The organism is Streptomyces sp. SGAir0957 (genome assembly GCF_043523415.1).
In genome coordinates, this window is record NZ_CP027293.1 from 2303003 (window position 1) to 2317068 (window position 14066).

General features: G+C 71.9%; 11 protein-coding genes and 1 pseudogene. 1 reads left to right on the forward strand and 11 read right to left on the reverse strand.

What is annotated here, in order from left to right; translation table 11 throughout:
* Position 1: 1 nt before the first annotated feature.
* Positions 2 to 832, reverse strand: a complete 831-nt coding sequence (locus C1N81_RS15255; RefSeq protein ID WP_394429394.1) for an enoyl-CoA hydratase family protein — start codon at positions 830 to 832, stop codon at positions 2 to 4.
* A gap of 326 nt (positions 833 to 1158) precedes the next feature.
* Between C1N81_RS15255 and C1N81_RS15260 the strand changes: the two genes are divergently transcribed.
* On the forward strand, positions 1159 to 1626 hold the full coding sequence (locus C1N81_RS15260; RefSeq protein WP_394429396.1) for an ATP-binding protein: 468 nt from the start codon (positions 1159 to 1161) through the stop codon (positions 1624 to 1626).
* On the opposite strand, the gene C1N81_RS15265 is transcribed toward C1N81_RS15260, so the two are convergent.
* From C1N81_RS15265 to C1N81_RS15310, 10 genes and pseudogenes are all read right to left on the reverse strand, one after another.
* Entirely contained in the window at positions 1580 to 3046 is a 1467-nt protein-coding gene (locus C1N81_RS15265; protein WP_394429398.1) for an amino acid permease, read from the reverse strand. The genes C1N81_RS15260 and C1N81_RS15265 overlap by 47 nt on opposite strands.
* A gap of 111 nt (positions 3047 to 3157) precedes the next feature.
* Positions 3158 to 4174: an ornithine carbamoyltransferase gene (gene argF / locus C1N81_RS15270; protein ID WP_394429400.1), complete on the reverse strand. Its 1017-nt coding sequence runs from the start codon at positions 4172 to 4174 to the stop codon at positions 3158 to 3160.
* Positions 4175 to 4246: 72 nt separating this feature from the next.
* Complete coding sequence (locus tag C1N81_RS15275; RefSeq protein WP_394429402.1) at positions 4247 to 5470, reverse strand: arginine deiminase; 1224 nt, start codon at positions 5468 to 5470, stop codon at positions 4247 to 4249.
* Between the two features lie 169 nt (positions 5471 to 5639).
* Positions 5640 to 8222, reverse strand: coding sequence for a polynucleotide kinase-phosphatase (locus tag C1N81_RS15280; protein WP_394437968.1), 2583 nt, complete (start codon positions 8220 to 8222; stop codon positions 5640 to 5642).
* Positions 8223 to 8323: 101 nt separating this feature from the next.
* Positions 8324 to 9882 (reverse strand): annotated as a pseudogene (locus C1N81_RS15285) (3' terminal RNA ribose 2'-O-methyltransferase Hen1).
* A gap of 64 nt (positions 9883 to 9946) precedes the next feature.
* The gene (locus C1N81_RS15290; protein ID WP_394429404.1) at positions 9947 to 10867 is read right to left on the reverse strand and encodes an LLM class F420-dependent oxidoreductase; all 921 of its coding nucleotides are present in this window, start codon (positions 10865 to 10867) and stop codon (positions 9947 to 9949) included.
* Positions 10868 to 11186: 319 nt separating this feature from the next.
* Positions 11187 to 11678 (reverse strand): DUF6099 family protein, encoded by a 492-nt coding sequence (locus tag C1N81_RS15295; RefSeq protein WP_394429406.1) that lies wholly within the window; start codon positions 11676 to 11678, stop codon positions 11187 to 11189.
* 122 nt (positions 11679 to 11800) lie between these two features.
* Positions 11801 to 12163 carry a nucleotide pyrophosphohydrolase gene (locus C1N81_RS15300; protein WP_394429408.1) on the reverse strand — a complete coding sequence of 121 codons (363 nt, stop codon included), beginning with the start codon at positions 12161 to 12163 and terminating at the stop codon, positions 11801 to 11803.
* The gene (locus C1N81_RS15305; RefSeq protein ID WP_394429410.1) at positions 12160 to 13341 is read right to left on the reverse strand and encodes an AAA family ATPase; all 1182 of its coding nucleotides are present in this window, start codon (positions 13339 to 13341) and stop codon (positions 12160 to 12162) included. Before C1N81_RS15305 ends, C1N81_RS15300 begins: the two co-directional genes overlap by 4 nt.
* 249 nt (positions 13342 to 13590) lie before the next feature.
* The gene (locus C1N81_RS15310) at positions 13591 to 13977 is read right to left on the reverse strand and encodes a cell division protein SepF (RefSeq protein ID WP_394429412.1); all 387 of its coding nucleotides are present in this window, start codon (positions 13975 to 13977) and stop codon (positions 13591 to 13593) included.
* Positions 13978 to 14066: the final 89 nt, after the last annotated feature.

Below are 14066 nucleotides of genomic sequence, written 5' to 3' on the forward strand. Positions count from 1 at the left end.
GTCACCTCCCCTGCCATTTGGGCGCCCGCTTCTCGGTGAAGGCGGCGTGGAACTCGGCGTAGTCCTCGCCGTGCATGAGCAGCGCCTGCGTCGCCGCGTCCAGCTCGACCGCCGCGGCGAGGGGCATGTCGAGTTCGGCGGTGAGCAGCGCCTTGGTCTGGGCGTGGGCGAGGGCGGGGCCTTCGGCGAGGCGCCGGGCGAGGGCGAGCGCCGCCTCGTCGGCGCCGCCTTCCTCCGTGAGCCGGCTGATCAGCCCGATCCGTTCGGCCTCGGGGGCGCGGACCGTGTCGCCGAGCATCAGGAGCCGGGTGGCGTGGCCGAGGCCGACGACGCGCGGCAGCAGATAGGCGGCGCCCATGTCGCCGCCGGAGAGGCCGACCTTGGTGAAGAGGAAGGCGAAGCGCGCGCTGGGGTCCGCGATCCGGAAGTCGGCGGCGAGCGCGAGGACGGCGCCGGCGCCCGCCGCGACCCCGTGCACGGCCGCGACCACCGGGAACGGCGCCTCCCTGATCGCCCGCACCACCTGGCCCGTCATCCGGTTGAAGTCGAGCAGCCGGGCGGTGTCCATGGCGAGGGTGGCGCCGATGATCTCGTCGACGTCGCCGCCGGAGCAGAAGCCGCGCCCCCGCCCGGTGAGGACGAGGGCGCGCACCGTCTTCTCGCGGGACAGCTCGGCGAGGAGGTCGCGGAGGTCGGCGTAGGCGCCGAAGGTGAGGGCGTTGAGTTTCTCGGGCCGGGCGAGCGTGACCGTCGCGACTCCGGTCGCGTCCACGGCGTAGGAGAGGTGGTGCCAGGTCTCGGTGCGCGCGGTGGAGCCGGTGAAGGGCCTCATACCTCTCGAAGCTATCACCGCTTTGTGACGGGCGTCAGTACTACGCAATAACCGTGGTTGTTCCGCCGCCGTCGGCCGCCGCCACCCGCTGTCGGCCACCGCTGCCCGCTGTCGGCCGCCGCCGTCCACAGGGGAGATAAGGGGCACATCAGCCCATAGAGCCCAATGTCCCGAGGAACACCACCGGGAGCCTCTATCGACGCACGCCGTACCATTCATAAAGTTGAAGTCAGGACGGCACTCCGACGACGTGGGGCGTCCTGGTCCGCGCGTCGCCCGTCCGCTCCCCCCCAGCCCGTCCCCGAGCCACCCACTCAGGACTCGCCTTGCCTCCTTCATCCGGCTCCCCCACCGGCCCTCCCACCCCGACCTCATGGCGTCTGGCCCTGCCGCACACGGCCGCCGCCGTGCCGGTGGCGCGCGCCCTCGTCCGTACCGCGCTCGCGGAAATCGACGCACCGGCGGCCGATACGGACACCGCCGAGCTGCTCACCGCCGAGCTGGTGGCGAACGCGGTGGAGCACACGACCGGGGAGACCCCGATCGAGCTGGTGGTGGAGCTGCTCGAGACCTGCTGCCAGGTCGAGGTGCACGACCCGGACCCGTCGCCGCCCACGGATCTCACCAACCCGGACGACGCCGAGATGCCCGACCCGTGGCAGGAGCACGGCCGCGGCCTGCTGCTGATCCGGACGCTGAGCGCGTCGTGCGGGCACCGCCCCACCGCGACCGGCAAGGCCGTCTGGTTCACCCTTCCCGCGATCCCGCGCCAGCGCCGGGCCGCGGAGAAGTAGCCGGTCCGGTGGCGCCGAGCCGCGAGTGCCGGCGCCCGTAGAACGCGTAGACCAGCGCTCCGACCACGAGGAACACGGCGAACTGGACCCACGTCGTCCAGCCCGTCCCCCAGATCAGGTACAGGCACATCGCGACGCCGAGGACCGGGCTCAGCGGGTACAGCGGCACCCGGAACGAGCGCGTCAGGCCGGGGTGCGAACGGCGCAGGGCGACCACGGCCACGTTGACGACGGCCATGGTGGCGAGCGTGCCGATGGTGGTCAGGTCGACCACGGCGTCGAGCGACGAGAAGGCGGCCGGGACCGCGAAGACGAGCGCGACGATCCAGGTGTTGGCGACGGGCGTCGCCGTCCTCGGCGAGACCCTCTCGAAGACGCGCGGGATCAGCCCGTCCCGCGACATCGACAGCAGGATGCGCGTCTGCCCGTACATCACCGCGAGGACGACGGACGCGATGGCGACGACCGCGCCGAACGCGATGATGCCGCCGCCGACGGTCGAGTCGGTGACCTTGTTGACGACGAGGGAGAGCGCGGCGGGCTTGTCGCCGACGGCGTCCGCGCCGAGCGCGCCGATGGCCGCCACGGCGACGGCGCAGTACAGCAGCGTGACGACGCCGATGCAGATCAGGATGGCGATCGGGATGTTCCGCCGCGGGTTCTTGACCTCCTCGCCGGCCGTGGTGATCGCGTCGAAGCCGATGTACGAGAAGAAGGCGAGCGAGGCGCCCGAGGTGACGCCGCCGACGCCGGCCGACATGAACGGCGCCAGATGGCCCGCCTTGAACGCGCTGAAGCCGATCACACAGAACGCGACCAGAATGCCGATCTTGAGCACCGCCATGGCGGCGGTGGCCCGCGCGCTCTCGCGGACGCCCCGCACCAGGAGCGTCGCGGCCATCAGGATGACGAGCACGGCGGGCAGATTGACCACGCCGCCGTCACCGGGTCCGGCCGACAGGGCGTCCGGCAGCCGCCAGCCGACGAGGCTGTGCAGGAGTTCGTTCAGGTACTGGCTCCAGCCGACGGCGACGGCCGAGACCGAGACGCCGTACTCCAGGAGCAGACACCAGCCGGCGAGGAAGGCGACGCGTTCGCCGAGGCTCGCGTAGGCGAACGAGTACGAGGACCCGGAGACCGGGATCGCGCTGCCCAGCTCCGCGAACGAGAACGCAGTGAAGACGCAGGTCAGCGCGGCAAGCACGAAGGAGACGAGGACGGCGGGACCGGCCTCGGCGACCGTGTCGGACAGGCCGACGAAGATGCCGGTGCCGACGATCGCGCCGACGCCGAAGCACACGAGCTGGAAGAGCCCCATGGTGCGGTGGAGGCCGTGCCCCTCCAGATCGGCGCCGGACTCGGCGAGGAGGGACTCGGGTGACTTGATGCGCAGGCCGGTGGGGGTCGGCGACGGCGACATGGGGTGGTGCTCTTTTCCTGTGGTGCGGCGCGGCGGGGGTGGGCCGCGGACCGGCGGGGCGGGAAGGTGTTCCGCCCCACCGGTGTGGTGGTTCGTGGGGTGCGGGCCGGGTTACTTGCCGCCGAGCGTGGCGACCATGACGGCCTTGATCGTGTGCATACGGTTCTCGGCCTCGTCGAAGACGACGGAGTGCGCCGACTCGAAGACCTCGTCGGTGACCTCCAGGGACTCCAGACCGTACTTGGCGTGGATCTCGCGGCCGACCTTGGTGCCCAGATCGTGGAAGGCGGGCAGGCAGTGCATGAACTTCACGTCCACGTTGCCCGTCGCCCGCAGGACGTCCATGGTCACCGCGTACGGCGTGAGCGAGGCGATCCGCTCGTCCCACACCTCCTCCGGCTCCCCCATCGACACCCAGACGTCGGTGACGACGAAGTCGGCGCCCACGACGCCTTCCTCGACCGACTCGGTGAGCGTGATCCGGGCGCCGCTGCGGGCGGCCAGCTCCCGTGCCCGGGCGACGACCGGCTCGGCGGGCCAGTACGACTTCGGGGCGACGATCCGCACGTCCATGCCGAGCAGGGCGCCGGTGACGAGGTAGGAGTTGCCCATGTTGAAACGGGCGTCGCCGAGGTAGGCGAAGACCATGTCCGTGAGCGGCTTGTCGCTGTGCTCGGTCATGGTGAGCACGTCGGCGAGCATCTGGGTCGGGTGCCAGTCGTCGGTCAGCCCGTTGTAGACGGGGACGCCGGAGTGCTCCGCGAGCGTCTCGACGGTCTCCTGCGCGTCCCCGCGGAACTCGATGGCGTCGAACATCCGGCCGAGCACCCGCGCCGTGTCCTTGCTCGACTCCTTCTTGCCTATGTGCGAGCCGGAAGGGTCGAGGTAGGTCGTGGCGGCACCTTGGTCGGCGGCGGCCACCTCGAAGGAGCAGCGGGTGCGGGTCGACGACTTCTCGAAGACCAGCGCGATGTTCTTCCCGCGTAGATACTGCTGCTCGGTGCCCGCTTTCTTCGCGGCCTTCAGCTCCGCGGCGAGCTCGACCAGCCCGCGGAACTCCTCGGCGGTGAAGTCCACCTCCTTGAGGAAGTGGCGGCCGGTGAGGTCGGGACGCTGGTCAGTCGCCATGGGGGCGCTCCTGGGGTACGACGGGGGAACTGCTTGCGGGACAGATGGAAGTATATACGCTGTCCCGCAATTCTATACGGCCGCGCGCTCGACGGGGCAGCTCATGCACCGCGGGCCGCCCCGCCCCCGCCCCAGCTCGCTGCCGGGGATCTCGATCACTTCGATGCCCTGCTTGCGCAGATAGGTGTTGGTGGTCGCGTTCCGCTCGTAGGCGACCACGACGCCCGGCTCGACGGCCAGCACGTTGCAGCCGTCGTCCCACTGCTCGCGCTCGGCGGCGTGCACGTCCTGGCTGGCGCTCAGGACCCGGATCGAGCTGAGCCCCAGCGCGGCGGCGATGGCGCGGTGCATGTGCTCCGGCGGATGGTCGGTGACCTTCAGCTCGCGGGCCGAGCTGCCCGGCTCGATGGTGTACGAGCGCAACATGCCGAGCCCCGCGTACTGGGTGAACGTATCGCCGTCGACCATCGTCATCACGGTGTCCAGATGCATCAGGGCGCGCCGCTTCGGCAGGTCGAGGGCGACGATCGTCCGCGCGGAGCCCGCCGCGAACAGCTTGTGCGCGAGCATCTCGACGGCCTGCGGTGTCGTCCGCTCGCTCATCCCGATGAGCACGGCGCCCTGCCCGATGACGAGGACGTCACCGCCCTCGATCGTGCTCGGGTAGTCGGCCTGCCCCTCCGACCAGACGTGGAAGCTCTCGTCGCGGAAGAGCGGATGGTGCCGGTAGATCGCCTCGAAGTGCACGGTCTCGCGCTGCCTGGCCGGCCACCGCATGGCGTTGATGGACACGCCGTCGTAGATCCAGGCGGAGGTGTCGCGGGTGAAGAGGTGGTTGGGCAGCGGTCCGAGCAGGAAGTCGTCCAGCTCCATCACATGGAACCGTACGGACGTCGGCTCGGCGTGCCGCTCCAGGAACTCCCGCTTCGTCATCCCCCCGATGAGCGCCTCGGCCAGCTCCGGCGCGCTCAGCGTCTCGAAGGCGTCCCGCAGCGCGCCGGTCGCGAGCGGCCCGTACTCCTTCTCGTCGAAGACCCGGTCCAGGACGAGCCGCCGGGCGGCGTCGCCCTCCAGCGTCTCGGTGAGCAGATCGCCGAACAGGTGCACGGTGACACCGCGGTCCCGCAGCACATCGGCGAACCCGTCGTGCTCCTGCCGCGCGCGCCGCACCCACAGTACGTCGTCGAAGAGGAGCTGATCCTTGTTGCTCGGCGTGAGCCGTTTCAGCTCCAGATCGGGCCGATGCAATATGACGCGGCGCAACCGCCCGGCTTCGGAGTCGACGTGAAATCCCATGAGCACATCTTTGCCCCATCAGAGGCGCGGGGAACGGCGCGAGCAACCACGACGGCGCGGCACCCGCACACGACCCGCGCCACCACGGCGAACCGGCGCCGAAAGGGGGCGCGGGGAACGGCGCGAGCAGCCACGACGGCGCGACCGGCCGAACCCCGCCGCACGCCCGCTACAACCGGGGATCGACCGGTTCGGATTCGAGCGCCAACACCCCGAACACCGCCTCATGCACCCGCCACAACGGCTCCCCCTCCCCCAACCGCTCCAGCGCCTCGAGGCCGAGCCCGTACTCCCGCACCGCGAGCGACCGCTTGTGCCCGAGGGAGCGCCGGCGCAGCACCGCCAGATTCTCCGGCCGCGTGTACTCGGCCCCGTAGATGATCCGCAGGTACTCCCGCCCCCGGCACTTCACGCCGGGCTGCACGAGCCGCCCCTTCGCGTCCCTGACCAGCGCCCCGACCGGCTTGACGACCATGCCCTCGCCGCCGCGCCCGGTCATCTCCAGCCACCAGTCGACCCCGGCCCGCACGGACTCCGGGTCCCCCGTGTCGACGTACAGCCGCCGCGTGGTCCGCAGCAGCCCGCTGACGTCGTGCTCGACCATCCGGTCGATGAGCGCGAGCTGCTGGTCGTGCGGCACGCCGGCCATCGACCGCCCCTGGGCGGCAAGGACCTGGAACGGCGCGAGCCGCACGCCCTCGAGCCCGTCCGTGCTCCAGCAGTAGCGCCGGTACGCGTCGGTGAACGCGGCGGCGTCCGCGGCCCGCCCCCGCTGGCGCGTGAGCAGCCCGCCGACGTCGATCCCGCGCGCGGCGGCCGTCTCCAGCGCGCCGAGCGCGGGCGGGAACACGGCACCGGAGGCCGCGCCGACCGCCGCGTACTGCGAGCGCAGCAGCCCGGACGCCTTGAGCGACCAGGGCATCAGCTCGGCGTCGAGCAGCAGCCAGTCGGTGCCGAGTTCGTCCCAGAGCCCGGCGGCGCCGGCCGCGTCCCGGACCCGTCCGAGCACCTCCTCGGTCATCTCGCGGCTGTCGAAGAAGGGCCGCCCGGTCCGGGTGTACAGCGACCCGGTGACGGCCGTGCCGCTGACGGCCGTGCCGGTAACGGCCGTGTCCCGGGTGTCCTCCACCCCGAACCGGGCGCGCGCGGCCTCCGCGTCCTTGCAGACGAGGACGACCGCCCGCGACCCCATGTGCTTCTCCTCGCACACGACGCGCTCCACCCCGTCGGCGGCGTACTGCGCGAACGCCTCGGCCGGGTGCTCCAGGAACCCGGGCACCTCGGACGTCGCCGTCGGCGCCATGGTCGGCGGCAGGTACGGCACGAGGCGCGGGTCGACCGCGAACCGGCTCATGACCTCCAGGGCCGCCGCCGCGTTCTCCTCCCGTACGGTGATCCGGCCGGTGTGCCGGGTCTCGACGGTGCGGCGCCCGTGCACGTCGGCCAGGTCGAGCGGCCGGCCCTCGTGCCCGCCGGGCGCCTCGGTGGCCAGCGGCCGGGCCGGCTCGTACCAGACGCGCTCGGCGGGCACCTCGACGAGCTCCCGCTCGGGCCAGCGCAGCGCGGTCAGCTTGCCGCCGAACACGGCGCCGGTGTCGAGGCAGATGGTGTTGTTGAGCCAGGTCGCGGTCGGCACCGGCGTGTGCCCGTAGACGACGGCCGCCTTGCCCCGGTAGTCCTCGGCCCACGGGTAGCGCACCGGCAGCCCGAACGCGTCGGTCTCCCCGGTCGTGTCCCCGTAGAGCGCGTGCGACCGCACCCGGCCGGAGGTCCGCCCGTGGTACTTCTCGGGCAGCCCGGCGTGGCAGACGACGAGCTTTCCGCCGTCGAGGACGTAGTGGGAGACGAGGCCGCGCACGAACTCCCGCACCTCGGCGCGGAACTCCTCGCTCTCCACCTCCAGCTGCTCGACGGTCTCGGCGAGGCCGTGCGTGTGCTGCACGGTCCGGCCCGCGAGCCAGCGCCCGAGCTTGTTCTCGTGGTTGCCGGGCACGCACAGCGCGGTGCCCGCCTTGACCATGCCCATGACGCGGCGCAGCACGCCGGGCGTGTCGGGCCCGCGGTCGACGAGGTCACCGACGAACACGGCGGTACGCCCTTCGGGGTGCACCCCGTCCACGTACCCCAACTCGCAGAGCAGAGACTCCAGTTCGGACGCACAGCCGTGGATGTCGCCGACGATGTCGAAGGGGCCGGTGAGGTGCCGCAGGTCGTTGAACCGCTTCTCGCGCACGACGCTCGCGCCCTCGACCTCGGCGACCCCGCGCAAGACGTGCACCTTGCGGAAGCCCTCACGCTCCAGGTGGCGCAGCGAGCGCCGGAGTTCGCGGGTGTGCCGGGCGATGACGTGGCGCTTCATGTCGGCGCGGTCGGTGCGCGTGGCGTTCCGCGCGGCGCACACGTCCTCCGGTACGTCGAGGACGACCGCGATCGGCAGCACGTCGTACGCGCGGGCCAGTTCGACGAGCTGGCGGCGGCCGTCCTGCTGCACGTTGGTCGCGTCGACGACGGTGAGGCGCCCCGCGGCGAGCCGCTTGCCCGCGATGTAGTGCAGCACGTCGAACGCGTCCCGGCTCGCCCCCTGGTCGTTCTCGTCGTCGGCGACCAGGCCGCGGCAGAAGTCGCTGGATATCACCTCGGTCGGCGCGAAGTGCGTCCGCGCGAACGTGGACTTGCCCGAGCCCGACGCCCCGACCAGCACGACGAGGGAGAGATCGGTGACGGCGAGCGCCCGCCCCCCGCTCTGTCCGATGCGGTGGTCGTTGGTGCGGTGGTCGTTGGTGCGGTTGTCGCTGGTGCGGTTGTCGCTGGTGCGGTTGCTGTCGCTGTCGCTGTTGTCGCTACTGCTCGCGCTCACGCTGCTGCCTCCTTCTTCGTCGTAGCGCTGTGGTCGTCGTCGGCCAGGCTGAACACGGCCATCTGCGTGGGCGGCCCCACCTCGGGGTCGTCGGGCCCGACGGGCACGTACCGCACCGGTATCCGTGGCGCCCGGCGACGCGCTCCGCCCACTCGCGGAACTCCGCCCGCGTCCACTCGAACCGGTGGTCGTTGTGGCGGACCTGCCCGGCGGGCAGCGTCTCCCAGCGCACGTTGTACTCCACGTTCGGCGTGGTCACGAGGACGGTGCGGGGCCGCGCCGCGCCGAACACCGCGTACTCGAGCGCGGGCAGCCGGGGCAGGTCGAGGTGTTCGACGACCTCGCTCAGCACCGCCGCGTCGTACCCCTTGAGCCGCTTGTCCGTGTAGGCGAGCGACCCCTGGAACAGCTGCACGCGCGCGGCCTGCCGCTCCCCCAGCCGGTCCAGCTTGAGCCGCCGGGCGGCGATGGTGAGCGCCCGCACGGACACGTCGACGCCCACGATCTCGCTGAACCGCACATCCTTGAGCAGCGCCTGCACCAACTGGCCCTGCCCGCACCCGAGGTCGAGAACGCGCGCCGCCCCGGCCGTGCGCAGCTCGGCGAGGACCGCCTCACGCCGCCGCACCGCCAACGGCAGGCCCCGCTCCCCGCTCTCATTCGGCCCCTCGACCGATTCAACGGTGTCGGCGGATGCAACGGTGTCGACGGCGCCATCGGCGCCCTCCGCGTCCACCGCGTCCACCGCGTCCACCGCATTGTCGAGGTTCTCCACGACCGTGTCGTCGGCGTCCGCGAGCCGCACGAGTTCGAGCCGCTCCACGGCCTGCCGCGTCAACGCCCAGCGCCGCGACAGATACCGGCTGGTGATCAACTTCTGCTCGGGGTGCTCCGCCAGCCACCCCTCCCCCGCGCGCAGCAACTTGTCGACCTCGTCCGCCGACACCCAGTAGTGCTTCGCGTCGTCGAGGACCGGCAGCAGCACATACAGATGCCGCAACGCCTCCGCGAGGCGCACCTCCCCGGCCAGCACGAGCCGCACGTACCGCGAGGCCCCCCACTCCGGGAAGTTCTCGTCCAGCGCCACCGCCTCGGCCTCCACCGCCCAGCCGAGCGGCTCGAACAGCTTCCGTACGAGGTCGGGCCCGCCCCGCGCGGGCAGCGCGGGCACCTCCACACGCAGCGGCAACGTCTCCTGCGCGCGCTCGGGCCGCGCCTTGCACACCCCGCGCAACGCGCTGGAGAACACACCGCTCAGCGCCACCGCGAGCAGCGACGACGCGGCGTACGGCCGGTCGTTCACATACTGCGCGAGCGCCGCGTCCGGAGCGCCGCCGCGCCCCTTCCCCTTGCCGCGCCTGACCAGTGCCACGGGATCGACCTCCAGCAGCAGCGCGGCCGTGCACCGCTCCGCGCTCGCCTCGGGGTAGAAGACGTGCGCGGTGCCGTAGGAGGTCGAGAACGCCTGCGCGCTCTCGGGATGCTTGTGCAGCAGGAACCCAAGGTCGGTCGCGGGGCGTTCCGGGGAGCCGGTGGTACTGATCGTCAAGAACACCACCCGAGTCTCCCTTGCGAAGCGCCCCGCGAGCCAACGATTTTCCCTGGTGGGGCGGGGTGCGCTAGAGCTGTGACTGCACCTGTGCGGAGATCAGCTCCAAGTGGTCCAGGTCGTCCAGGTCCAGGACCTGGAGATAGACGCGCTCCGAACCGATCGCCGCGTAGCGGCCCAGCTTGTCGACCACCTCGGCGGGCGAGCCCGCGAGCCCGTTGGCCTTCAGGTCCTCGACATCACGGCCGATCCTCTCCGCCCTGCGCTTGACCTCCTCGTCGTCCTTGCCGACACACACCACCAGCGCGTTCGAGTACACCAGGTCGCCGCTCGCGCGCCCGGCCTGCTCGGCGGCGGCCCGGACCCGGCCGAACTGCCGCTCGCTGTCCTCGATCGACGCGAACGGGATGTTGAACTCGTCCGCGTACCGCCCGGCGAGCCGCGGCGTGCGCGTCGCCCCGTGTCCGCCGATCAGCACGGGCACCTTGGCCTGCGCGGGCTTCGGCAGGGCCGGGGAGTCGGTCAGCTGGTAGTAGGTGCCGTCGTAGGTGAAGGTGGAGCCGGTCTCGGTGGCCCAGAGACCGGTGACGATCGCGAGCTGTTCTTCGAGGCGGGCGAACTTCTCCTTCGGGAACGGGATGCCGTACGCCTTGTGCTCCTCCTCGAACCAGCCCGCGCCGAGACCGAGTTCGACGCGGCCGCCCGACATCTGGTCGACCTGCGCCACCTGGATCGCGAGCACGCCCGGCAGCCGGAACGTGCCGGCGGTCATCAGCGTGCCGAGCCTGATCCGCTTGGTCTCCCGGGCGAGACCGGCCAGCGTGATCCAGGCGTCGGTCGGGCCGGGCAGCCCGTCGGACGTACCCATCCGCAGGTAGTGGTCCGAGCGGAAGAAGGCGTCGAACCCGAGGTCCTCCGTCGCCTTGGCCACGGTCAGAAGCGTGTCGTAGGTGGCCCCTTGCTGGGGCTCGGTGAAGATTCGAAGATCCATACCTCCATCCTGCACGGTGGAACGGCCCGGCGTGCGGACCGTCGCGCGGACCCTCCGGGTGACCCGCGCGGACCCTCGCGCGGGCCCTTCGGATGACCCGCGCGGGCCCTTCGGGCGGCCCGGCGCCGTGCGCCTTGTCAGTCCGCAGCGTCAGGCCGCCTGGGCAGACTGCCGCGACAGGCCGCCTGGGCAGGCTGCCGCGTCAGGTCGTAGCGTCGGGCTGTCGTGTCAGGTGGCAGCGTCAGGCTGCCGTGTCAGGTGGCAGCATCGGGCTGCCGTGTCAGGTCGCAGCGTCGCGCTGCCGTATCAGGTCGCAGCGTCAGGCCGCCGAGTCCGAACCCGGCGCCGGGTCCGTCCTGCTCGGGCGGCTGTCCCAGTCAGGGAGCCGGCGCAGTATCTCCAGCGCCCGGTCCCGGGACTCGTCGGCCGCGTCGATCGCTTCCATGCATTGCCAGTAGGCCCCCTCTTCGAACGAGGCGCTCGCCACCGCCACGAGCGCGATGCCGACATCACCGAGCAGTGCGCCGAGGCCGCGCAACGCCTCGTACACATCGCCCAGTTCGGTCAGCTGCGCCGCGCGTATGCCGCCCGCGCCCACCACCGGGATCACCGAGCCACCACTGCCCCGGGTCCCCGCCTCCGTTAGCGCCCGCGCGTCGCCCCGTAATTCCGGGGGTCCGAGCAGCGCGAGGCGGCTGCCTATCGCCTGTGCCAACGCTTGTGCCTGCCAAGCCTCCCTCATGATGTCCGGCGCGTCCTGGCTCGTCGCCAGGGCCCGTCGGCCGACCCCGATGAGCCGCACCGCATCCATCCGATTCCCCGTCCCGTCCCGCGTCTCGCTCTCCCTGTTTCACTACCCAGAGTGAGGGCCTCCGAGTCGAAAAGCCAGAGGTCGCCCGAAATCTGTGGAGAACAAGGCCACTTTGGATATTTCTATGACTCCGGAGAGTGACGATCGGGCATGATCGCGCCCGGCACCGGGAACCGGCTCTCGTTGCGGTCGATCTTCGCGGAGAGCGCCGCGAGCGGGTCGACGCCGAGGACCTCGCAGAGTTGGAGGAGGTAGGCGAGGACGTCGGCGACCTCGTCCTCGACGCGGTGCGCCGACTCGGGGTCGTCCATGATCCGGGCGGACTGCTCGGGCGTCAGCCACTGGAAGATCTCGACCAGTTCGGACGCCTCCACACTCAACGCCGCGACCAGGTTCTTCGGCGTGTGGAAGCGTTCCCAGTCCCGGGCGGCGGCGAAGTGGGCGAGCCTGGTCTGCAGCGCCCTCACATCGATCTTGTCTGTCACGCCCTCAGGTCTACCACCGTCGCGCCCTGGGCCCTGGCCTCCTGCACCGCGGGGCCGTTCTCCCCCGTCGCCGCGACGAGGCGGATGTGCCCGCGGGCGCACATGCGGGCGGCCAGCGCGATGAGTTGGGCGCACTGGACGGGGTCGAGGCCGCGGTCCAGATGGTCCGCGAGGACGGTGAGGCTCTGATAGGCCTCCGGCACCTCGGCCGCCGGGTCCACGGCGAGGACGCGGGGCCCGGTGAGCAGGACGAGGGCGAGCGCCAGATAGCGCAACTCGCCGTCCGCCAGCCGTTCGACCGGGCTGAGCGTCCCGTCGCCGCGGTCGACGACGGCGCGCACGGCGCCTTCGGGGGTGGGTTCGGCGAGCACGTCGGCGACCGGTCCCGCGAGGCCCTCGCGGGCGGCGGCGACGAGCAGGGAGTGCCGGGTGGCGCACTCGGTGCGCGTGCGGCGCAGCACGGTCGCGAGGTTGTCGCAGCCGCCGAGCAGCCGGTCGGCGCGGCTCCTGGCCGGGGTGCGCATCCGGGCCGGTACCGGGTCGCAGGGGAAGACCGAGCGCAGCCCGACCACGGCCTGTTCGGCCGCCGCCAGGACCTGGCGCTGGCCCTCGGTGCGGCCCGCGACGCGCAGCGGGAGCAGGGCGGTGCCGAGGAAGTCGTCGGGGAGCGGGCCCCTGGTGACGGGCACCGAGCCGGCGGTGTGCCAGGCGGCCTGGACGTCGCGGCGGCCCGGGTCGCGCAGTGCCGTCTCCAGGTAGCGGACGTCGGGGCCTGTCAGGCGCTCGCCGACGATGCGGAGTTCGGGTTCGGCCTGGACGGCGAGGTCGAGGTGGACGGGGCCGGCCGGTCCTTCGACGGTGCAGCCGATGCGGAAGCCCCGGCGTTGCTGCGCGTCGGGCTTGGCGCGTTCGGGGACGTAGCGCCTCGGCTCGGGGAAGACGTCGGCCAGGCAGGCTCCGCCGCCGAGTCTGGCGAGGGCTTCGAGGGCCCGCAGCGCGCTGGACTTTCCGCTGCCGCTGGGGCCGGTCAGCACGGTGAACGGGCCGAGGGGAAGGGTGGCGGCGCGATGGCGGCCGAAGGCGGAGAGCCGCAGTTCGGTCACGTGGGGGCGGTTCGTGGACGAGTCCGGGGACGGGGCCTGGGGCGTGGGGGGCGTGCCCCGGTGGAGCACTGTCATGCGGTGAAAGTAGGGGGGCCCGGGTCCGGAGAATCGTTCATCCGCCGGACCTTCCTACGATCGGGGGACTATGCCTTTCGGGCTTGCCATCACTGGGGCCGCGTAAGGCCATCGCAGGGGGCGGTGTGGGGCCACCCTGGAAGTACGGTGCGGCCGCCGTGGAGCCACCGCAGGGCCGCCGCTGCTCCACGGTGGCCCGGCCCGGTCCGCCCCGTCCCGCCCCGTCCCGGCGCGTCGCCGGGTCGGGGGTCAGGAGAGGGCGCCCGCTCCCGCCACCAGTCCCTGTACCTCGGTGCCGGGAGGCGCGAGCAGGAAGACGTTGCGGTCGACGCGGTGCATGCCGCAGCCCAGGCCCATGACGACGCCGCTGCTGAAGTCCAGGACCCGCTTGGCCACTTCGGTCTCGGCGCCGGAGAGGTCGAGCAGGACCGGGATGCCGGACATGACGGTCTCGGCGACGTCGCGCGCGTCGCCGAAGATGTTGACCCGCAGGACGACGAAGCGGCGGCGCGGTTCGGTCTCGGGTTCGGGGATCGCCCGGTGGCCGACCGCCGACGGCCACTCGTTGCGGCTGCGCAGCGGTACGACCTGGGCGAGCCCTTCCCACTGTTCGTCGGTGACGTCGTGGCCGTTCACTGCCCCCACCCCGTCCGGGCTCGCACTGTTGTCTGCACCGAACAATTCTTACGCCATGTCACCCGTTCAGCCCAACACCGACACGGACC